This is a genomic window from Micromonospora sp. NPDC048843, from assembly GCF_040649965.1.
GTDB classification, from domain to species: domain Bacteria; phylum Actinomycetota; class Actinomycetes; order Mycobacteriales; family Micromonosporaceae; genus Micromonospora; species Micromonospora hortensis.
In genome coordinates this window covers 15080-36173 of sequence record NZ_JBEZGJ010000064.1, presented here as the reverse complement: position 1 = coordinate 36173, position 21094 = coordinate 15080, and the positions used below count along the sequence as shown (strand labels likewise).

The following is a 21094-nucleotide window of genomic DNA, read 5'->3' as shown; positions in this document are numbered from 1 at the left end:
GCAACAGGAGCACCCCGAGCACCTGCGGTTTGGTGGCCGCGTGCATCCGGGACAGCGCGTCCGGGAAACGCAGTACGCCGATCCCGGCGGCCAGGGCGAGCAGCGCGCCGGCCACCAGACAGCCAGCGCCGAGCCAGTCCGCGATCGTCGCGATCACTGCTGCTCCCGGACGGCGAAGCGGACCAGCGACACCGAGCCCACGAAGCCCAGCAGGGAGAGCACCACCAGCACCGGCAGCGTGGTGGCGTGCCGGTTGACCGCCGCCTCGGCGCCCACCGCGCCGACCATCGTGGCGAGCAGCATGTCCGCGGCGATCACCCGGTCCACCAGCGACGGGCCACGGTAGAGGCGGGCCAGCGCGAGGAGCGCGGTGACCGACAGCAGAGCGGTGAGGACGACGGCCAGGAAGGTGGTCACGGGCGGGTTCCCTTCTCGGGTGAGGTGACGTCGAGTCGGCGCAGTTCGCTGGTGGAGCCGACCGCGCGGACGATTCGCCGCTCGACGGCGAGCGTGCGGGCCCGGGCCACGTCCAGGTCCCCGGGGCCGTGGGTGTCCAGGACATGCAGGTAGAGCGTTCCGGAATCCCGGTCCACCTCGAGGATCAGCGTGCCCGGCACCAACGAGACCGCCTCGGCGGTGAGCGCCAGGTTCAGGTCGGTGGCCACTCGCAATCGGACCGCGATGATCGCCCCGCGCGGTCGGTAGCCGGGCTGCACGGCGATCCGGGCGATGTGCAGGCTCGCGCTGACCAACTCGACGGCGAACCGGCCCGCGAACACCAGCAGCGCCCACGGTCGCAACCGGCCACCGAAGCTGACGGCCGGCAGCGGGTAGAACACCAGCACCGCCGCACCCACGAGCAGGCCACCGACCAGGTTGGCCCAGGTGATGTCGCCCCAGAGCAGATTCCAGACCACCACCAGCCACCCGAGCGCCACCGCCTGGTCCCGCCAGCGCCCGAGCCGGCCCCGCCCCACCGCTGCGGGCCCGGGGGCGTCGGGAGCCGGCTCCGGGGAGCCGGTCACGGCACACCGCCCGGTAGCACGGCACGGACGTACGGGGTGCGCAGCCGCAGGTCCTCAGCCGCGTCGGCGGTGACGTCGAAGAGCGGACCGGCCAGCACCGTCAACGCCAGCCCGATGGCGACCAGTGCCACTGTGGCGCCCACCATCAGCCTCGGCAACTGGACGACCGGCTCGCTGGTGGCCAGCCGGGGCGCACGCCAGAAGGCGATGTTCCACACCCGGGACGCCACGTACAGGGTGAGCAGACTGGTCAGGGTGCCGGCCGCGACCAGCACCCCGGGTAGCGGTCCGCCGGCCGCCACGCCTGCCTGGAGCAGGCCGAGCTTGCCGAGGAAACCGGAGAACGGTGGCACTCCGGCGAGATTCATGGCCGGGATGAAGAAGAGCACACCCAGCAGCGGCGCCACCCGGGCCAGCCCGCCGATACGACGCAGGTCGGTGCTGCCGGCCCGCTCCTCGACCAGCCCGGCGACGAGGAACAGCGTGGTCTGGATGGTGATGTGGTGCACCACGTAGAAGATCGCGCCGGAGAGGCCGGCGGCGGTGCTCAACGCCACCCCGAAGATCATGTAGCCGATGTGACTGACCAGTGTGAACGAGAAGAGTCGTTTCAGGTCGGACTGGGCCACCGCACCGAGGATGCCGATCACCATGGTCAGCCCGGCGACGACCATGAGCAGGATGTGGGCACGCCCGCCGGGGAACAGCAACGTCTCGGTGCGGATGATCGCGTAGACGCCCACCTTGGTGAGCAGACCCGCGAAGACGGCAGTGACCGGGGCCGGCGCTGTGGGGTAGCTGTCCGGCAGCCAGGCCGACAGGGGGAAGACCGCCGCCTTGATCGCGAAGGCCAGCAGCAACATCAACTCCAGGGCCAGTCGGACACCGTCGGGCAGGTCGTCGAGGCGCTGGGCGAGCTGGGCGAGATTGAGCGTGCCGGTGGCCGCGTACACCAGACCCACCGACGTCAGGAAGATCATCGAGGAGAGGATGCTGACCACCACGTACGTCGACCCGGTCCGGATCCGGGTCTCGGTGCCCCCCAGGGTGATCAGCACGAAACTGGCGGCCAGCAGGATCTCGAACCCGACGAAGAGGTTGAACAGGTCACCGGCCAGGAACGCGTTGGTGACGCCGGCGGTGAGCACCAGGTACGTCGGGTGGAAGATCGACACCGGCGAGCTCTCGCTCGTCTCGCTGCGACCCTGGCCGATCGAGTAGAGCAGCACGCAGAGGGTCACCGCCGAGGAGACCACCAGCATCAGCGCGGCCAGTTGATCGGCCACCAGGACGATGCCGACCGGCGCCGGCCACCCCCCGACCGCCACCACCACCGGCCCGTGCCGGTACGCCTGCACCAGCAGCAGCACCGCCACAGTGAGCGTGCCGCTCAGACACAGCACACTGATCGCGCGCTGGATTCGGGGGTTCCCGGCCAGCAACAGGGTCAGCGCCGCACCGAGCAGCGGCACCACCACCGGCAGCGGCACCAGGGCGCGCATCATGACTCGTCCCCGCGTCGTAGCCGGCGGCGGGCCGGCTCGGGATCGACCTGTTCCGGGTCACCGTTCGGGCCCTCCCCACCGAGGTCGACCGCGCCCGCCTCGTTACGCCCGGCCCGGCGAATGATCTGCCGGTCCTCCAGGTCGTCGGGCACCTCGTCGTCGCCGGAGAGATACCAGCTGCGGTACGCCACAGCGAGCAGGAACGCGGTGAACCCGAAGGTGATCACGATGGAGGTCAACACCATCGCCTGCGGCAGCGGGTCACTCATCCGCTCCACCGGCCCCGTGCCCACGATCGGCGCCCCGCCGGACCGCCCGCCCAACAGGATCAACAGGTTCACCCCGTTGCCGAGCATGACCACCCCGAGCAGGATCCGGGTCAGGCTGCGCTCCAACAGAAGGATCACCCCGCACCCGACCAGGACCGCGACGGCCAGCACCAGCACCAGCGTCGGCCCCGCACCGCTCCGCGTCACGGTGCCACCCCTGTTCGCGACTGCGGGGCTCGCAAACCCGGCTCACTCCTCGCGCTCACGGTGCCACCCCTGTTCGCGACTGCGGGGCTCGCAAACCCGGCTCACTCCTCGCGCTCACGCCCGGTCCCCCTTGTCGACGGCCAACCCGCCGGTGGCTGTACCGGTGGCCTCGATGTGCCGGTCCACCTCGGCACCGAGGCTGCGCAGGATGTCCAGCACCAACCCGATCACGACCAGGTACACGCCGATGTCGAAGAAGAGCGACGTGACCAGATGGGCGTCGCCGACCAGCGGCAGTGCCCTGTCGACCTTCGCGCTCTCCAGCACCGACCCGCCGACCAGCAGCGCCACCACGCCACTGCCCACCGCCATGGCCAGCCCGGCGCCGAGAATCGCGCCGGCACCGATCGGGGCCGCCTCGGTCAGCTCGTACCGGCCGCCGGCCAGGTAGCGCACCACCAGGGCGAGACCCGCCACCAGCCCGCCGGCGAACCCGCCGCCCGGAGCGTTGTGCCCGGAGAAGAGCAGGAACAGCGAGAACAGCACCACGGTGTGGAAGATCAGCCGGATGACCACCTCCAACACGATCGAGCGGCGCTCCTCGTAGAGGGTGGGGCCACCGCGCAGCCAGACCGGTCGGCCCCGTCCACCCACCTCCTGCTCGGAATCGGGCCGCCGCGGCCGCGGCCCGGTGCGGGAGCGCTCGAAGATCAGGCTGGCCACACCGGTAGCGGCCACCACCAACACCGCCAGCTCGCCCATCGTGTCCCAGGCCCGGATGTCGACAAGGGTCACGTTGACCACGTTGCGGCCGTACCCGTGCGCCACCGCCAGGTCGGGGAAGGCGGCGGAGATGTCCGGTGCCCGGCGGGCGCCGACGGCGGTGAGGGCCAACCCGGCGGCCACCAACCCCGCCGCCACCCCGATCACCCGACGGGCCCAGCGGGTACGGCGCAGCGGGCGGGCCGAGAACCGCTCCGGCAGGCGACGCAGCACCAGCACGAAGACCGCGATCGTCGACGTTTCCACCAGAAACTGGGTGAGCGCCAGGTCGGGCGCTCCGTGCAGCACGAACAACATCGCAGTGCCGTAGCCGGTCATGCCCACCAGAAGCATCGCGGTCAGCCGGCGACGGGCACCGACCGCCAGCACCGCCGCCACCGTGATCACCAGGACGACCACCGGTTGCAGCGCGCTGTCCCAGAGTGGAATCCGCGCCCGCCAGGGGCTGGCGGAGAGCATCGCCGCACCGGGCACCAGCACCAGGGTGACCAGGATGATGCCCAGATACTGCGGCAGTGAGCCGCGCTGGGTCGCGCTGGTGACCTCGATGGCCAGCCGGTCGAACCGGCCCACTACCCACTCGTACCCCTGGTTTCCCCCCACCGGTGACCGGAGCCGGGCCAGCACCGGGGCGAGCGGCCCGCGCACGGCGAAGAGCAGGCCGCCACCGACGAGCGCCAGCACGGACAGGCCGAGCGCCGGGGTCGGTCCGGCCCAGAGCGCCAGGTGCGCGTCGACCCCGCCGAGCAGATCGGCGTACGGGCGCAGCAGGTGGTCCAGCACGCTCGCGGCCGGGCCGGCGAGCAGACCGACACCGGCGAGCACCGCGGGCGGGACCAGCAGCGACGCGGCGATCGGCCCCGGCGGGACCGGCGCCACACCCGGCCGGTCGGCGAACGCGCCCCAGAGGAAGCGGGCGCTGTACGCGACGGTGAGCACAGTGCCGGCGACCAGGCCGGTCAGGAGCACCGGCTGGTCGGTGAACGCCGCGAACACCGCCTCCTTGGCCACGAAGCCGACCAGCGGCGGCACACCGGCCATCGACGCCGCGGCCAGCACCGCGACCACGAACAGCGCCCGGGACCAGTGCCGCACCCCGGACAGCTCGCGCAGGTCGCGGGTGCCGGCGCCGTGGTCGATGATGCCGACGACCAGGAACAGCGCCGCCTTGAACAGGGCGTGTGCCAGCAGCATCGCGGTGCCGGCCAGCGCGGCGTCCGGGGTGCCCGAGCCGGTCACCGCCACCAACAGGCCGAGCTGACTGACCGTCCCGTACGCCAGCAGCAGCTTGAGGTCGGTCTGGCGCAGCGCGGCCCACCCGCCGAGCAGCATGGTCGCCACGCCGGCGACCTGCACCAGCGGCCGCCACGGGCCGACCGTGGCGAGCACCGGGGCGAGCAGCCCGACCAGGTAGACGCCGGCCTTGACCATGGCGGCGGCGTGCAAATAGGCGCTGACCGGCGTGGGTGCCGCCATCGCCACCGGGAGCCACGAGCTGAACGGCAGCACCGCCGACTTGGACAGGGCACCCGCCAGGATCAGCAGCACGGCGCCCACCAGGTACCCGCCGCCGGGCAGCGGCTGTGCGCTGATCTCCGACCAGCGGTAGGTGCCGGCGTGCTCGCCCAGCATGATGAAACCGACCAGCATGGCGAGGCCGCCCAGCGTGGTGACTGTCAACGCCTGCGCCGCCGCCCAACGGCTGGACCGCCGTTCGGTGCTGTGCCCGATCAGCAGGTACGAGAAGATCGTGGTCAGCTCCCAGCCGACGTAGAGCAGCAGCAGGTCGTCGGCGAAGACCAGGACGAGCATCGCGCCCGCGAACGCGACCAGGACCGCGGCGAACTGCGCCAGCCCGATGGAGCCGGCGCCGAAGTAGCGGGCGCAGTAGACCAGCACCAGCGCGCCGACGCCGCCGATCAGCAGCGTCATCAGCCACGACAGCGTGGTGAGCCGGAACGCGATGTCGAGGCCCAACTGCCGGATCCACGGGTACGTCTCGACCACCGCCCCGCCGTCGGCGACGGCCGGGGTGCGAACCACCGCCCAGCAGAACGCTGCGGCCGGCGCGAGCGCCAGCGGGTAGCACGCGCGCGGACCCCACCAGCGGACGAGCAGGGGCGCGGCGAGGGCCGCCACGAGATGGAGGATGAGCAGTACCAGCACCTGCGCTCCCGATCGACATGGCCGACGCCCGTGGCAGCGGTGGCGCCTAGCAGCGATCAGACGCCAGTTCCTCCCCCGCCGGGCGGTTTTGCCAGAATTCGCCCCGAGAGCCCCAGCCCTCAGCTCAGCCCGTTGATCAAGAGGTTTGCGTCAGGAACACGGGCGCGGATGACGCAAATCTCTTGATCAACGCGGGAGGGGGGTGGCCGAGCGTTAGCGCAGCAGGGCGTTGTTGAGGGGTTGCACGTCGTCAGGGGTGGGGCGGTCGCGGCGCAGCACGGCCAGCAGGTCGAGTCGGCCGAGTTGGCGGGCGACCCGGTCGACCACCCGCTCGGCGGCGGTCAGCGACCGCACCGACAGCAGGCGGCCACGGCTCTCGCGGCGGAGCACGAAGTAGTGCACGGCAACGCGGACCTGACCCCGGTCGGCGGCGCTGGCCTGGGCGGTGCAGAGAACCATCTCGCGCAGACAGTGGGCGAGGCGTTCGGCGAGTTCGAGCTCGGGGCCGTGCAGGCCGGCGCGGAGCGCGGCGAGGTGGCTGTCGACCTTGCGAATCAGCACGTCGGTGCCCGGTTCGACGGTGCGCTGCTCGCCGGCCATCAAATCCCCTCACCCCGGTTCGCGTTGCGAGTGAAGTTACTTTATGTTGCTCCTTAGAAGCAAGCAGTTAAGTGAGACTTAACGTATTAAGCGCACGTTCCACGCTTTTTGCCTTTTGCTGGCTCATTCCGTCGCGAGGTCGCTCGTGGATGTCGGACCGGCGGGGCACGATGGACCGGTGACCGGGGCAGACGCAGACGCCGGCGCGGTGCTGGCCGGGTTCGGCCCGGCCACCCGCGCCTGGTTCGACAACGCCTTCGCCGCCCCGACCGCCGCGCAGACCGGCGCCTGGCGGTCGGTCGCCGCCGGCCGCAACGCGCTCGTGGTGGCGCCCACCGGCTCGGGCAAGACGCTCGCGGCCTTCCTCTGGTCATTGGACCGCCTCGCCCGCGAACCAGCACCGGCCGAGGCCCGCCAGCGGTGCCGCGTGCTCTACGTCAGCCCGCTCAAGGCCCTCGCCGTCGACGTGGAGCGCAACCTCCGCGCCCCGCTGGCCGGCATCCGGCAGGCGGCCACCCGGTTGGGCGTCGCACCGCCCGACATCACCGTCGGCATGCGCACCGGCGACACTCCCGCCGACGAGCGACGCGCCTTCGCCCGCACCCCACCGGACATCCTCATCACCACGCCCGAGTCGCTGTTCCTGCTGCTCACCTCTGCGGCTCGCGACTCGCTGCGCGGCGTCCAGACGGTGATCGTCGACGAGGTGCACGCGGTGGCCGGCAGCAAACGCGGCGCCCACCTCGCCCTCTCCCTCGAACGCCTCGACGAGCTGCTGCCCGCCCCGGCGCAGCGCATCGGCCTCTCGGCCACCGTCCGGCCGATCGACGCCTGTGCGCATTTCCTCGGCGGCGCCCGCCCGGTCGACGTGGTGCAGCCGGCCACCCCGAAGACCATCGAGGTCAGCGTGGAGGTCCCGGTGGAGGACATGACCCGCCTGGACGAGCAGGAGCAGCCACCGGAGGACGACCTCGGCGGCCCCGGGCCACGTCGGGCGTCGATCTGGCCGGCCGTGGAGGAGCGGGTCTTCACCCTCATCGGGCAGCACCGCTCGACAATCGTCTTCACCAACTCCCGGCGCAGTGCCGAGCGCCTGTGCGCCCGGCTCAACGAGCTGGCCGCCGAGGCGGTGGCCGCATCCGAGGCGGGCGAGGGCGCGATCGGCGTACCGGAGGGGTTGCCGGCCGGCGACGACCCGGCAGGCGACGGCGACCTGGCGTCCGGAGCGCAGCGCTGGGGTGGCCCCGCCGGTCCGGTGCGCAACCGGCCGCCGGCCGAGGTGATGGCCCAGTCCGGCGCGGCCACCGGCGCGACGCCCGTGATCGCCCGCGCCCACCACGGCAGCGTCTCCCGGGAGGAGCGCAAGCACATCGAGGAAGCGCTCAAGTCCGGTCAACTCCCGGCGGTGGTGGCCACCTCCAGCCTGGAGCTGGGCATCGACATGGGCGCTGTCGACCTGGTGGTGCAGATCGAGGCGCCGCCCAGCGTGGCCGCCGGTCTGCAACGGGTCGGCCGGGCCGGGCACCAGGTGGGCGCGGTTTCGCGGGGGGTGGTCTTCCCCAAGCACCGTGGTGACCTGCTCTCCTGCGCGGTGGTCGCCGAGCGGATGACCGCCGGCGCCATCGAGGAGCTGCACTACCCGCGCAACCCACTGGACGTGCTGGCCCAGCAGATCGTGGCGATGGTGGCGCTGGAGCCGTGGGCGCTGGGCGATCTGGCAGTGCTGGTCCGCCGGGCCGCGCCCTTCGCCGAGCTGCCCGACTCGGCGCTGCACGCCGTGCTCGACATGCTCTCCGGCCGCTACCCGTCCACGGCGTTCGCCGAGCTACGCCCCCGACTGGTCTGGGACCGGGCCACCGACCTGCTCACCGGCCGCCAGGGCGCGCAGCGCCTCGCGGTGACCAGCGGCGGAACGATCCCCGACCGGGGCCTGTTCGGGGTGTTCCTGGCCGGCGCCGAGCGGGCCGCCCGGGTCGGTGAGCTGGACGAGGAGATGGTCTACGAGTCCCGGGTCGGCGACGTCTTCCTGCTCGGCTCGTCCTCCTGGCGGATCGAGGAGATCACTCCGGACCGCGTGCTGGTCTCACCCGCCCCGGGGCAGGCAGCGCGCATGCCGTTCTGGAAGGGCGACCAGCTCGGTCGACCGGTGGAGCTGGGCCGGGCCATCGGCGCCCGGGTACGCACCCTGCTGCGCCAGACCGACGAGGCGGCCCTGGCCGCGCTGCGCGACGGTGGGCTGGACGACTGGGCCGCCGGCAACCTGATGGCCTACCTGCGCGAGCAGCGGGAAGCCACTCGCTCGCTGCCCGACGACCGCACGGTGGTGGTCGAGCGGTTCCGCGACGAGCTGGGGGACTGGCGGCTGGCCGTGCACAGCGTGCTCGGTGCCCGGGTCAACGGACCCTGGGCCCTCGCGGTGGGCCGCCGACTGGCCGAGCGGTACGGGGTCGACGCCCAGGTGATGCCCTCCGACGACGGCATAGTGGTGCGACTTCCGGACACTGCCGACGAGCCACCCGGCGCCGACGTGGTGGTCTTCGAGCCCGACGAGATCACCCAGCTGGTGGAGGAGTCGGTAGGCACCTCCGCCCTCTTCGCCGCCCGCTTCCGGGAGTGCGCCGCCCGGTCCCTGCTGTTGCCGCGCCGCGACCCGCGCCGCCGCCAACCGCTCTGGCAGCAACGGCAACGCGCCGCGCAACTGCTCGACGTCGCCCGCGAGTACGCGGACTTCCCGGTCACTCTGGAGGCCGCCCGGGAGTGCCTCCAGGACGTCTTCGACCAGCCGGCGCTGGCCGGGTTGATGCGCGACCTGGCCACCCGCAAGGTGCGACTGGTCGAGGTGGAGACCAGCGCGCCGTCGCCGTTCGCGCGGTCGCTGCTCTTCGGCTACGTCGGCGCGTTCCTCTACGAGGGGGACGCCCCGCTGGCCGAGCGCCGTGCCGCCGCACTGGCCCTCGACTCCACGCTCCTCGGTGAGCTGCTCGGCCGTGTCGACCTGCGGGAATTGCTCGACCCGGCGGTGCTCACTGAGACCGACCGGCAGCTGCGGTGGCTGACCGAGCAGCGCCGCCCCCGCGACGCCGAGGACGTCGTCGAGCTGCTGCGGGTGCTCGGTGACCTGAGCGACGCCGAGTTGACCGAGCGGGGTGTGCCGGAGACGTGGCTCAGCGAGCTGGAGGCCACCCGCCGGGTGCTGCGGGTCCGGATCGCGGGCGAGCAGCGCTGGGTGGGCGTCGAGGACGCCGCCCGCCTGCGCGACGCCCTCGGCGTGGCGCTGCCGATGGGGGTGGCCGAGGCGTACCTCGCCCCGGTGGCCGATCCGCTCGGTGACCTGGTGGCCCGCTACGCCCGCACCCACGGGCCGTTCGCCGCGGCCAGCTGCGCGGCCCGGTTCGGGCTCGGGGTGTTCGTCGTCGAGCAGGCGCTGCGCCGGCTCGGCGCGACCGGGCGGGTGGTCTCCGGGGAGTTCACACCGGATTCGGCCGGCGCGCAGTGGTGCGACGCCGAGGTGCTGCGGATGCTGCGCCGCCGCTCCCTCGCCGCGCTGCGCCGGGAGATCGAGCCGGTGCCGCCCCGGGCGCTGGCGACGTTCCTGCCGCGCTGGCAGCAGGTCGGCTCGTCCGCCCGAGGTGTGGAGGCGCTCGCCGCCACTGTGGAGCAGTTGCAGGGCACCGCGGTGCCGGCGTCCGCGCTGGAGCGGTTGGTGCTGCCCGCCCGGGTCGCGGACTACTCCCCCGCCCAGCTCGACGAGTTGTGCGCCAGCGGGGAGGTGCTCTGGGCGGGGTCGGGCGCGATCTCCGGGGGCGACGGGTGGGTCACCCTGGCGTACGCGGACGCCGCGCCGCTGCTGCTGCCGCCCCCGGACGAGGCGTTGACCCGTACCCCGCTGCACGACGCGGTGCTCGACGCGCTCGGCGACGGGCAGGCGCTGTTCTTCCGCCCGCTGGCCGACCGGGTCGGCTCGACCGACGACGCCGCGTTGACCGGGGTGATCTGGGACCTGGTCTGGGCCGGGCACCTCAGCAACGACACCCTCGCCCCGCTGCGCGCGGTGCTCGGCGCTGGCGGCGCGCACCGCTCCCGGCCGTCCGCGCCCCGCACCCGTTACCGGCGGCCCGGTCGGGTGGCGCTGCCGACCCGGGGTGGCCCGCCGACCGTCGCCGGCCGCTGGTCGCGTCTCCCGGAGCGAGACCTCGACCCGACCCGACGCGCCGCCGCGCTCGCCGACCTGCTGCTGGAGCGGCACGGGGTGGTCACCCGGGGCGCGGTGATGGCCGAGCAGGTGGTCGGCGGGTTCTCGGCGGTCTACCCGGTGCTGTCGGCACTGGAGGAGCGCGGCGCGGCCCGCCGGGGTTACTTCGTCGAGGGGCTCGGGGCGGCGCAGTTCGCCGTACCCGGTGCGGTGGACAGGCTGCGCGCGCTGGCCGAGCCGACCGACGGCGCCCGAGGTCGGGGCGCGGTGGCCACAGTGCTCGCCGCGACGGACCCGGCCAACCCGTACGGTGCGGCGCTGCCCTGGCCGGAACGAGTGATCGACTCCGGCGACGGCGCCACTCCGGCGACCGGGCACCGGGCCGGCCGCAAGGCGGGTGCCCTGGTGGTGCAGGTCGGCGGTGACCTCGTCCTCTACGTCGAACGCGGCGGCCGAACCCTGCTCTCCTTCACCGACGACACCGACACGCTCGCCGCGGCCGGGAAGGCGCTCGCCGACGCCGTCCACTCCGGGGCGTTGGGCGCGATGTCGGTGGAGCGGGCCGACGGTGAGGCGGTGCACTCGTCGCCGCTGCGGGACGCGTTGACCGCCGCCGGCTTCCGGGCCACGCCCCGCGGCCTGCGCCTGCGCGGCTGACGCCAGGGCCCCGCCGAGGGCAATCCAGCAGAGAGCCTGATGTCTGTGAGTCATCGTGATGACTCACAGACATCACGGTCAAGAGAACGACATGCTCGGGCCACGCTGGCACATCAGCCCAGGCCGTTGAGGACCTTCTCGTAGCGGGGCCGGTCGGCGGCCGGGGTCTTCGCCTCCAGGTAGTTCAGCACCACGGCGCCTCGCCGGTACGACTGGCCACCCCAGGTCTCCGCGATGTCGCTGGCGCTGGTCTCGTCCGGAAACACGTAGACGGTGACGGCGTCGGTGGCCATCAGCTCGGAACAGCCCAGGCCGAGTCCGTCCGGCCCGCAGTCGACCGAGCGGTCCTTCGGGCGCGGCACCTTCAGGCCGGCGGCCCGGAAAGCGTCGACGACCTGCTTGGCGCCGGGCGCACTGGCCGGGCGCTTGGGCAGCACCACCGGCGGCGGGCTGGCCGGCCGCCGCTGCGTCGTGCCCTGTGCGGCGGCGGAGGGCGGGGTCGCGCCGTCGGCACTGGGTGCGGCTTGGGACGTCGGCGGGCCGGTCGGGGCCGCCTCGGACGAGACGGACGGGGTCGCGGTCGGGCTGCCGTCGTCGTCACTGCCACAACCGGCGCTGAGGGCGACGGCGACCAGCAGGATTCCGACTGCGGGGAGGTTCCGAGTTGTCACCAGGGCAGTCTGCCCAACGTCCTCCGGCGGCGGGAGGGGCCGGTCGGCCATCGCGCTGTCCCTTATCCGCCAGCACGCCGCGGTTCTACACCCATCTGGTGCCGCCGGCGGCCGGCCGGACTGGTGCGACTTCCGACGCCGACGGTGACCCGGGACGCCGAGGGCTTCACCGTCGAGGTGCTGACGGCGGGCGGGCCGCGGACCTCCTCGCCGCCTCTCCGGGGGACCTCCTGCGGGTATCGGGCTGATGTTCGACTGTGGAATGCTTCTCCGGTGGGTGAGCATGTGGTTCCTGTGGGCTGTCCCTGCTGTGCATCCCGGACCGGCGGGGGGACCTGCCCCGTCTGTTTCTGGACCGACGACGGCCAGACCGACGCCGACGCCGACGCCGTCCGGGGCGGCCCCAACGGCGACCTGAGCCTCACGCACGCCCGTCTCAACTACGCCGTCTACGGTGCCAGCCACCCGCGCTACCAGGACATGGTGCGCACGGCTCGCCCCGACGAGCGCCCCTGACGTTGACGGGGCGCCCGACGGGGTGAGCGTGGCTCAGCAGACCGGCACGCTGCCGCCGTACACGCCGGAGATGTACGCGTGGCTGACGTACTGGCCACTGGCCAGACGGTTCCAGCGGGTGGTGGTCCGGTAGGGGCCGGCGACCGACTGACCGGTGACGTAGCACTGGATCGGTACGTGGGCCAGCCGGGCCGCGAGGCCACGCGTCGCGTACGACGTGCTGGCCCCGGTGCGGATGTTGAGCGGCCCGTCACCGACCACGCCGCGCGGCCCGCCTCCGGTCCACAGGTAGGCGACGTCCACCCAGGCGTTGGTGGTCAGCCGCAAACCGTCCCAGAACGTACCGTCGGCAAGGTCGATGCCGGCCGGGTTGAGCACTGTCCGCCCGAACTGGTCCCGTCCGCCGTTGTAGCCGGACTGGTACGCGGCCTGCGCCTCGGGCCGGCCCTGCGGCAGGTTCTTCCAGTTCTCCCGGACCGACGAGGGGTTCCAGTAGTCGTCGCGGGTGTTCCACGGCCCGACGTCCCAGACCGGGGCGTACTCGCAGCGGGAGCCGCTGGTGGTGCAGACCCGCACCGTGTAGTCGCCGGTGTTGAGCGGGGAGAGCCCCCGCCGCGACGGCAGTGCCGCGAAGTGGTCCCGGGGTTGCACGGTACGGCCGTTGGCGGTCAGCTCACCGACCAGCCCGATGCGGGTGGCGTACACCCGGTAGGTGCGGCCGGGCGTGGCGGCGGAGACGGCGGCGTTCGCGTCGGCGGTGAGCTGCACGCCCCGTACCGTGGCCGTCGCGCCGCCGTTCGGGGTGGTGAGCACCACCCGGGTCTGTACCCGGGTGACCGGTCGGTCGAAGACCGCGCCGGTGGTGGCTGCCCGCCACTCCGTCCAGCCGGCGGCCCGCCAGCCGCGGACCTGCGCCTCCACTGTCGCCCCGGCCGGGACCGCGGCGTTGATCTCGGCACGGACCCGGGTGGCCGGCCGGGCGAGGGTGCGGGGCGTGGTCAGCAGCATCCCCTCGGCGACCGCGCTGTGCGGGCTGCGGGCGCCGCGCCAGGTGGACCGGGCCTCCCGCAGGCGCAGGCCGGCGGCGGTACGCCGGACGTTGACATCGTCGCGGTCGACGATGGTGAGGTCGGCGCTCCACCGTTCGTCGCCGGGTGCGGCGGCGACGAGGGTGATCGGAGCGCCGCCGGGTGCGACCGGGGCAGGGCCGGTCGCGGGTAGGAGCGCTGCGGTGAGCAGGAGGGCGAGGGTGGCGATGAGGGCGACGGATGGGATACGACAATGGGGTCGCGTCATGGGCATTCTCCTCAGAACCCCCTGACCTTCGCATGTCAGGAGATCATGAGGAACCTGAGTACAAATAGCGACACATGCGAATCTTGCTCGAAAGAGGGAGGATGGCAGGGTGCCCGAAGGCGACACAGTCTGGAACACCGCGCGCGTGCTGCACCGTGCGCTCGCCGGCGCGCGGATCACCGGCAGTGACTTCCGGGTGCCACAACTGGCGACCACGGACCTCACCGACTGGACCGTGAGCGAGTCGGCCAGCCGGGGCAAGCACCTGCTGCTACGGCTCGACGCCCCGACCGGGGAGCACTGGACACTGCACTCCCATCTGCGGATGGACGGCGCCTGGCGGGCGTACGCGCCGGGGGAACGCTGGAGCGGCCGGCCCGCGCACCTGATCCGGGTGGTGCTGCGCAGCCCCGGCGCTGTCGCGGTCGGCTACCACCTGCACGACCTGGCCCTGGTGCCGACCGCTGAGGAGGACCAGCTCGTCGGTCACCTCGGCCCCGACCTGCTCGGCGCCGACTGGGACGCGGCGGAGGCGGTCCGTCGGCTCGCCGACCACCCCGAGCAGACCATCGGTGAGGCGCTGCTCGACCAGCGCAACCTGGCCGGCGTGGGCAACCTCTACAAGTGCGAGGTGCTGTTCCTGCGGGGCGTGTCACCGTGGACACCGGTCGGCGGAGTACCCGACCTGCCCGGCCTGGTGGCCCTCGCGCAGCGGCTGCTCGCCGCCAACCGGGGCCGGTGGACGCAGAGCAGCACCGGCTCACTGCACCGGGGGCAGACCAGCTACGTGTACGGCCGCCGTGCCCAGCCCTGCCGCCGCTGCGGCACGGCGATCCGCAAGGAGGAACTGGGCGAACGGGTCACCTACTGGTGCCCGGTCTGCCAGCCCGAACGTCCGGGTGCGCCGTCATCCGGCTGACCAGGCTCTCACCAGACGGGATCCGTGGCAGAAACGGACGATTGGGTAATTCCTAACCGGCCGCCGGAGTCGCATGCTGCGGTTGAGCGCTCACCGACCGTCAGCAGAGTGCCGAGGTCCCCCACGCCGGGGTGGCGGACCTCGCGCCCCGAACCGGGGAGAGTCATGGCGATGTTCCGCAGACTCCGCTCCACCTTCTTCGAGCGGACCACCCGCGACACCGACGCCGACGGCCGGGCGGCGTCAGTGCCGGCCCCGCGTACCGCCGAGGAGGCCGTTGTCGCGCCGAGCCTGGACCCGGCCGTCGTGCCCCGCTACTTCGGCCCGGTGCCGAACTTCGCCCACAGCCCCCGCCCGACGCGGAACCCCCACGGGCAGGTGGTCGCCGGGAGCGGGCTGCGCAAGTTCGTCGACCCACTGCCCCTCCCGGGCCAGCCCGGCCGCGGCGACCTCGGCAGCCACCTGCCGGTGGCGGTGCCGGACATCATCAGCTATCCGGGCTGCGACTACTACGAGATCGGCCTACAGGAGTACGCCCAGCGGCTGCACCGGGACCTGCCGGTCACCCGGCTGCGCGGCTACCGGCAACTCAACCTGGGCACCGACCCGGCCGGCCACAACACTGTGGCGCCTCCGGAGCGGCAGTGGCACCTCGGGCCGATGATCCGCGCCCGTCGGGGTCGACCGGTCCGGGTGAAGTTCATCAACCAGCTCCCCACCGGTCGGTCCGGCGAGCTGTTCCTGCCGGTCGACGAGACCATCGAGGGGGCCGGCCTGGGCCCACTGGACGGACCGGCGCCGTACCCGCAGAACCGGGCCGTGCTGCACCTGGCCGGGGCGCAGACCGGCTGGACCAGCGCGGGCAACCCGGGGCAGTGGATCACCCCGGCCGGGGAGATCACCCCGTACCCGACCGGACCTGGCGTGGCCCACGTGCCGGACATGCCGGCACCCGGCGCCGGGGCCACCACGCTCTACTTCCCGAACGAGCAGAGCGGCCGGCTGCTGTGGTTCCACGACAACACCCTCGGTCTGGCCCGGCTCACCGTCTACGGCGGACAGCTCGCGCTCTACCTGCTCACCGACCCGGCCGAGGACCAGCTCGTCGTCGACGCGGTGCTCCCGGCCGACCAGGTGCCGTTGGTGATCGAGGACAAGACGTTCGTTCCGGACGACACCCAACTCGCCGCCGAGGACCCGACCTGGGACCGGGAACGCTGGGGCGCCCGCGGCAGCCTCTGGCACCCGCACGTCTACCAACCCCGGCAGAACCCGTACTCCTCCGACGGACGCAACCCCACCGGCCGGTGGGACTACGGACCCTGGTCCCGCAACTCCGCCGCGGACGACGCCCGCGCCGACGGCTGGGTGCCGAACCCGTACCACGACCCGGTCGACGCGCCGGACGAGCCGCCGCTGAGCCCCGGCGTACCGCACCCGTCGGCAGTTCCCGAGGCGTACGGAGACACCCCGCTCGTCAACGGCGTCGCCTACCCGTACCTGGAGGTGCGGCCGCGCGTGTACCGGTTCCGGATCCTCAACGCCTGCCTGGACCGCAGCCTCAACCTCCAGCTCTACCGCGCCTGCTCCGACGCGGCGATGTGGACGGCCGACGGTGCGCTCGCCGACCCCGACGCCGGTGAGGTGCCGATGGTGCCCGCCGCGCGGGCGGCGGACCGTCCGGCTGGGTGGCCGACCGACGGACGCGACGGCGGTGTGCCGGACCCGCGCGCCGCCGGCCCGGAGTTCATCCAGATCGGCAACGAGGCCGGCCTCCTGCCGGCGCCGGTGGTGCTGCCGAATCAGCCGATCAGCTACCGCTACGACCGGCTCGACCCGACAGTGCTGAACGTCGACGGACACACCGTGCTGCTCGCCCCGGGCGAACGAGCCGACGTGCTCGTCGACTTCTCCGCCGTGCCGCCGGGGAGCACGCTGATCCTGTACAACGATGCTCCGGCCCCGCTGCCCGGCTTCGACAGTCGCTACGACCAGCACACCGACGCCCCGGACCGCAGCGCCGAGGGCGGCCCGCCCCAGACCGAACCGGGGTACGGCCCGAACACCCGCACAGTGCTCCAGTTCCGGGTCACCGGGACGCCCGAGTCGCCGTACGACCTGGGCCGGCTGCGCGAGCAGCTGCCCCTGGCGTACGCGGCCAGCCAGCGCCCGCCGATCGTCCCGCAACCGGTGTACGACCCGGCGTTCGGCACCCGGACCCCGGCGCAGACGACGGTGCCGGTGCACGCCACCACTGTGACGTTCACGCCGACGGCCGGGACCGGCCCGGTGACAGTGCCTATCGCGGTGAAGGCCGCACAGCAGATCTTCGAGCCAGACCACGGCCGGTCGGCGGGCCGGCTCGGCGTCGGGCACCCACACGCCGGGCCGCTCAACCCGACGACGCTGCCGCTGGGTGCTACCGACCCGGTCACCGAGGTGCTCTTCGCCACCGACCCCGGAGGTCCGGTGGGCTCCCCCACTGACGGCACGCAGCTCTGGCGGATCAGCGGCAACGTCCGGCAGACCGAGCCGTTGCACGTCAACGGCTGCGACGTGCAGGTGATCAATCGGGTTGGCTGGGACGGCACGCTGCGACTCCCGCACGGCACGGAGCTGGGCTGGAAGGGAGTCATCCGGGTCAATCCCCGGGAGGACGTAGTGGTGGCACTGCGTCCGGTCGCGCCGGTGCTGCCGTTCAAGCTGGGTGACAGCGTCCGGCTGCTCGACCCCCGTCGCCCCGCCGGAGCACGGACCGGGTCGACGCCGGTCAGCCCGATCGACGGGCGACCGGCCACAGTGGTCAACCAACTGGTCAACCTGGGCTGGGAGTATCGCTGGCACAGTCAGCTCGCCGGCCACCGCGACGGCGGAATGAGCCGGCCGCTGGTGCTGCGGGTGACGCCGAAGGCGCCGACCGGCTTGACCGCCACACCGGTGCCCGGCTCGGCCACCGCGCTACCCGCGATCGCACTGACCTGGACCAGCAACGGAGGGCGACCGCCCGCCACCAGCCACCTGCTGCAAAGGGCCACCGACGCGACCTTCGGCGGCGAGGTCACCACGATCACCGTCGCGGCCGCCGCCACCCGCTACACCGACGCGACTGTCACCCCCGGGGTGACCTACCACTACCGGATCCGGGCGGAGAACGCGGTCAGCTACTCGTCCTGGTCGAACGGGGTACCCGCCTCGGTGCACCTGGCCGCGCCGAGCGGTCTGGTCGCGACGCTCCCGCCGGCCGCGCCGCTGCGCGTGGCGCTGCGCTGGACGAACCGCTCGTTCGCCACAGGCATCGACGTGCAACGGGCCACCAACCCGACGTTCACCAGCGGCCCGGGCACCACGGCGATCGGGGTCGGCGACAACCACCTGGACGCGACAGTGGCACCGGACACCACGTACTACTACCGGGTTCGGACCACCTACCTGGGCTCCGCCTCGGCATGGTCGACTGTCGCCACTGTGACCTCGCCACCCGCGCCGGGAACCCCCAGCGGGGTGGGCGCCGCCGCCAGCGCACCGGGGCCGGACACCGCGACGGTGATCCTGGCCTGGGAGGCGAGCACACCCGGCGGTCCGGGTTCCGGGTTCATCGTGCAGCGGGCGCTCGACCCGGCCTTCGAGCAGGAGACGGCCACCTTCACTGTCACCGGCCACGGCTTCACCAACACGGGGCTGGCCCGGGGCGTCACGTACCACTACCGGATCCGGTCGTTCAACGTCGTGGGCACCTCGCCGTACACAGGGCCGGTGGTGGTGACGACACCGCCGTGACCGGCCCGGGGTCCGCGCGGTGTCCCGGGGCTCCGTCAGCGCGGTCTCTCGCGGCGCGCGCCGTCAGCGCGGTCTCTCGCGGCGTGCGCCGTCAGCGCGTCGGCGCGCGCAGCGGGGTGCCGACGGCCCGCAGCTCGGCAAGGGCCCCGGCGACCCCGTGCAGCAGGTCGGTCGCCTCGGTGAGCCGGTCGGCGGCCGGGTGGGCGGTCTCCGGTCGGGAGTCCTCGGCCAGGTAACCGGCGGCGGCGACCACCAGCCGTTCGTACGCCGCCACCCCGCCCTCCAGTTGAGCGGTCAGCGCGGCGTGCGCCTCGGCCAGCGGTGGTCGGGCGTCGGCCGGGGCCAGCCGCAGCGCCCGTTCGACGCTGGCCACCCGCGCGGCCAGGTCGCGAAGCGAGCGGTCGGCGGCGGCGGCCTCCAGCACCGCCGGCTCGGCCAGCCCGGTGAGCCGGGGCGCCATCCCGGCCAGGGTGAGCGCCGCCCGGTCCAGTCGGGCCCACTGCTCTCCGGCGCTGGTGCCGCGCAGCGCGATCCGGGAGCGGACCCGGCGCACCTCGGCCAGCACCCCCGGGCCGACCGGCAGCCGCTCGACGGCGGCGATCAGTCGGGCCCGCGACCGGGCCGCCGCCTCGGCCGGGTCGAGCGCGGGAGGCGCCGGCTGGGCGGCCAGGGCGCGCACGTCGATCCAGCGCCAGGCGGCGAGCGCCACAGCGCTGCCCGCGGCGCCGGCCCAGGCCGCGTCGGGCAGACCAAGGCCGGCGTACGGAGTCAGCACCACTGCCGCGCCGCCGAGCCCACCGGCCAGCACGCTCCACCGTCGGGCCGATCGGCGAAGCCGACCCAGCCTCCGGAAGTACCGTGTCCGCTCGTCTGCCACAGTGACCCCCTCGATCCGGTCGTTCAGCCGGCGGCGGTCGGGTCGCCGGTGCCCCGCTCGCGAGCCATGCTGGCGCGCAGCTCGTCCAGCCGGGCGGCGGCCGTCGGGTCATTGGCCGGGCCAGCCTTCTCGGCCTGCGGCACTGCCGGCCGCTGGGCCGCGCCGCCGAGCTGCTCCCCCGCCATGCTGGAGCGGATCTGCTCCAGCCGGGCGGAGCCGGCCGAGTCGATGGTGGCCTTCTGAATCTCCAACATACGGCCCTCGACGGAGTTGCCGGCCAGTTCGGCGCGGCCCATCGCGTTGGCGTACCGCCGCTCGATCCGGTCGCGCACCTCGTCCAGCGACGGGGTGTTGGTGGGCGCGGTCAGCGACGACATCGACTCCAGCGAGCGGGCCACCGTCTCCTGCATCTTGGCCTGCTCGAGTTGGCTGAGCAGCTTGGTGCGCTCGGCGAGCTTCTGCTGGAGGATCATCGAGTTGTTCTCGACCGCTCGGCGGGCCTGGGCGGCGGCGCCCAGCGCCTGGTCGTGCAGGGTCTTCAGGTCCTCGGTGGCCTGCTCGGCGGAGACGAGCTGGCTGGCGAGCGTCTGCGCGGACTGCTCGAACCGCACCGCCTCGGCCTCGTCGCCCTTGGCCCGGGCCTGGTCGGAGAGCACCAGGGCCTGCCGGGCGTTGCCCTGCAACCGCTCGACCTCGGTCATCTGCCGGGACAGCTTCATCTCCAGCTGACGCTGGTTGCCGATCACCGCGGCCGCCTGCTGAACCAGCGCCTGGTGCTGCCGCTGGGCATCCTCGATGGCCTGCTGGATCTGCACCTTGGGGTCGGCATGCTCGTCGATCTTCGCACCGAAGAGCGCCATCAGGTAGTTCCAACCCTTGACGAACGGGTTCGCCATCTCCGCGGTATCCCCTCAGTAGCGTCGCTCCACCACGGCCGGGCCGACTGGACCGACCGACAGTGACCGGTCGGTCTCCATCGTCCCAGCCGAACGCCAACGAGGCATCCGTACCGGGCGGTCGACAGCACCGGCGGCTCCTGCGAGCAACCCTACGCGGCCGGGGCCAGCCCGCCCATGGTCAACTGGATCGGCGGCTCAGGCCGCGCAGACCACGTCCCGGTCGCGCTCGGTCGGGCGGACCCGGGTGCTGCGCAGGGTGGCCTTGAGCGGCGAGTCCTGGCGGACCGAGACAGCGACCTTGCCGTCGGAGGTGACCTGACGGACACCCCGGTTGGTGCTCTTGGCTGCGGCGTCGGCCGGCTCGTCCTGCATCGAGACGAGCACCCCGGGCATCTGCTCGGCGAGCGCCACTGTGTCGCTCACCTCAAGAAGCAGCTCGGAGAGACGGGCGCCGAGGGCGTCGCAGATCGCGGCGAGCAGCTCGCTAGACGGCTCCTTGTGCCCGCGTTCAATCTCGGAGAGGTAGCCGAGGCTGACGTTGGCGGCGGTGGAGACCTCACGCAGCGTGCGCTGCTGGCCCTGCCGGCGCGCCCGCAGTGCGTCACCGATCACCCGGCGTAGCAGGATCATCGCACCTCCCCCTGAGGGATACCTCGCGCCCGCCGCTGGGCGGCCGGTCGCGGCGGACCGCGCCGACCCCGAACGTCGGAGCCTTCCCGCAACCGTACCCGTTGC

Annotated in this window: 16 protein-coding genes; 4 read left to right on the top strand and 12 right to left on the bottom strand. The window is 73.2% G+C overall.

What is annotated here, in order from left to right:
* The 7 genes from AB0C20_RS16900 to AB0C20_RS16870 all read right to left on the bottom strand — a co-directional run.
* Positions 1–154 (bottom strand): monovalent cation/H(+) antiporter subunit G (locus AB0C20_RS16900; protein WP_357568314.1); only part of this gene is annotated, 154 nt, incomplete at its 3' end.
* Positions 154–417, bottom strand: a complete 264-nt coding sequence (locus AB0C20_RS16895; protein ID WP_030489433.1) for a monovalent cation/H+ antiporter complex subunit F — start codon at positions 415–417, stop codon at positions 154–156. The genes AB0C20_RS16900 and AB0C20_RS16895, both read right to left, overlap by 1 nt.
* Positions 414–1025: a Na+/H+ antiporter subunit E gene (locus tag AB0C20_RS16890; protein WP_357182926.1), complete on the bottom strand. Its 612-nt coding sequence runs from the start codon at positions 1023–1025 to the stop codon at positions 414–416. The genes AB0C20_RS16895 and AB0C20_RS16890 overlap by 4 nt, the downstream gene beginning before the upstream one ends.
* Positions 1022–2527: a Na+/H+ antiporter subunit D gene (locus AB0C20_RS16885; RefSeq protein WP_357183158.1), complete on the bottom strand. Its 1506-nt coding sequence runs from the start codon at positions 2525–2527 to the stop codon at positions 1022–1024. The genes AB0C20_RS16890 and AB0C20_RS16885 overlap by 4 nt, the downstream gene beginning before the upstream one ends.
* Positions 2527–3006 carry a Na(+)/H(+) antiporter subunit C gene (locus tag AB0C20_RS16880; RefSeq protein WP_357183160.1) on the bottom strand — a complete coding sequence of 160 codons (480 nt, stop codon included), beginning with the start codon at positions 3004–3006 and terminating at the stop codon, positions 2527–2529. The genes AB0C20_RS16885 and AB0C20_RS16880 overlap by 1 nt, the downstream gene beginning before the upstream one ends.
* A gap of 114 nt (positions 3007–3120) precedes the next feature.
* The gene (locus AB0C20_RS16875; RefSeq protein ID WP_357182929.1) at positions 3121–5955 is read right to left on the bottom strand and encodes a Na+/H+ antiporter subunit A; all 2835 of its coding nucleotides are present in this window, start codon (positions 5953–5955) and stop codon (positions 3121–3123) included.
* 213 nt (positions 5956–6168) lie between these two features.
* Positions 6169–6555, bottom strand: a complete 387-nt coding sequence (locus AB0C20_RS16870) for a hypothetical protein (RefSeq protein WP_357182933.1) — start codon at positions 6553–6555, stop codon at positions 6169–6171.
* Between the two features lie 178 nt (positions 6556–6733).
* On the opposite strand from AB0C20_RS16870, the gene AB0C20_RS16865 reads away from it, so the two are divergent.
* The gene (locus tag AB0C20_RS16865) at positions 6734–11404 is read left to right on the top strand and encodes a DEAD/DEAH box helicase (RefSeq protein ID WP_357182937.1); all 4671 of its coding nucleotides are present in this window, start codon (positions 6734–6736) and stop codon (positions 11402–11404) included.
* A gap of 113 nt (positions 11405–11517) precedes the next feature.
* Here AB0C20_RS16865 and AB0C20_RS16860 read toward each other — a convergent pair whose 3' ends face one another.
* Complete coding sequence (locus tag AB0C20_RS16860) at positions 11518–12075, bottom strand: hypothetical protein (protein WP_357182940.1); 558 nt, start codon at positions 12073–12075, stop codon at positions 11518–11520.
* Positions 12076–12348: 273 nt separating this feature from the next.
* Between AB0C20_RS16860 and AB0C20_RS16855 the strand changes: the two genes are divergently transcribed.
* Positions 12349–12591 carry a CPCC family cysteine-rich protein gene (locus AB0C20_RS16855; protein ID WP_238671784.1) on the top strand — a complete coding sequence of 81 codons (243 nt, stop codon included), beginning with the start codon at positions 12349–12351 and terminating at the stop codon, positions 12589–12591.
* A gap of 33 nt (positions 12592–12624) precedes the next feature.
* On the opposite strand, the gene AB0C20_RS16850 is transcribed toward AB0C20_RS16855, so the two are convergent.
* Positions 12625–13887 carry a hypothetical protein gene (locus AB0C20_RS16850; protein WP_357568313.1) on the bottom strand — a complete coding sequence of 421 codons (1263 nt, stop codon included), beginning with the start codon at positions 13885–13887 and terminating at the stop codon, positions 12625–12627.
* 109 nt (positions 13888–13996) lie between these two features.
* Here AB0C20_RS16850 and AB0C20_RS16845 point away from each other — a divergent pair, with 109 nt between their 5' ends.
* Together AB0C20_RS16845 and AB0C20_RS16840 are read left to right on the top strand one after the other, a co-directional pair.
* Positions 13997–14806, top strand: a complete 810-nt coding sequence (locus tag AB0C20_RS16845) for a DNA-formamidopyrimidine glycosylase family protein (RefSeq protein WP_357182947.1) — start codon at positions 13997–13999, stop codon at positions 14804–14806.
* Between the two features lie 165 nt (positions 14807–14971).
* Positions 14972–18583, top strand: a complete 3612-nt coding sequence (locus AB0C20_RS16840; RefSeq protein ID WP_357568312.1) for a hypothetical protein — start codon at positions 14972–14974, stop codon at positions 18581–18583.
* 91 nt (positions 18584–18674) lie between these two features.
* Here the strand turns inward: AB0C20_RS16840 and AB0C20_RS16835 are convergent, their stop codons facing one another.
* The 3 genes from AB0C20_RS16835 to AB0C20_RS16825 form a co-directional block, all read right to left on the bottom strand.
* Positions 18675–19460 (bottom strand): hypothetical protein, encoded by a 786-nt coding sequence (locus AB0C20_RS16835; RefSeq protein WP_091400455.1) that lies wholly within the window; start codon positions 19458–19460, stop codon positions 18675–18677.
* Positions 19461–19483: 23 nt separating this feature from the next.
* Positions 19484–20356 carry a PspA/IM30 family protein gene (locus AB0C20_RS16830; RefSeq protein WP_196921622.1) on the bottom strand — a complete coding sequence of 291 codons (873 nt, stop codon included), beginning with the start codon at positions 20354–20356 and terminating at the stop codon, positions 19484–19486.
* A gap of 198 nt (positions 20357–20554) precedes the next feature.
* A complete protein-coding gene (locus AB0C20_RS16825) occupies positions 20555–20989 on the bottom strand; it encodes a helix-turn-helix transcriptional regulator (RefSeq protein WP_030489447.1) in 435 nt (144 codons plus the stop codon).
* Positions 20990–21094: the final 105 nt, after the last annotated feature.

Bases quoted from the DNA above. Each gene is read 5' to 3' on its own strand.
- AB0C20_RS16870 (WP_357182933.1), bottom strand. From the start codon at position 6,555: ATGGCCGGCGAGCAGCGCACCGTCGAACCGGGCACCGACGTGCTGATT.
- AB0C20_RS16825 (WP_030489447.1), bottom strand. From the start codon at position 20,989: ATGATCCTGCTACGCCGGGTGATCGGTGACGCACTGCGGGCGCGCCGG.
- AB0C20_RS16840 (WP_357568312.1), top strand. From the start codon at position 14,972: ATGGCGATGTTCCGCAGACTCCGCTCCACCTTCTTCGAGCGGACCACC.
- AB0C20_RS16885 (WP_357183158.1), bottom strand. From the start codon at position 2,527: ATGCGCGCCCTGGTGCCGCTGCCGGTGGTGGTGCCGCTGCTCGGTGCG.
- AB0C20_RS16850 (WP_357568313.1), bottom strand. From the start codon at position 13,887: ATGACGCGACCCCATTGTCGTATCCCATCCGTCGCCCTCATCGCCACC.
- AB0C20_RS16830 (WP_196921622.1), bottom strand. From the start codon at position 20,356: ATGGCGAACCCGTTCGTCAAGGGTTGGAACTACCTGATGGCGCTCTTC.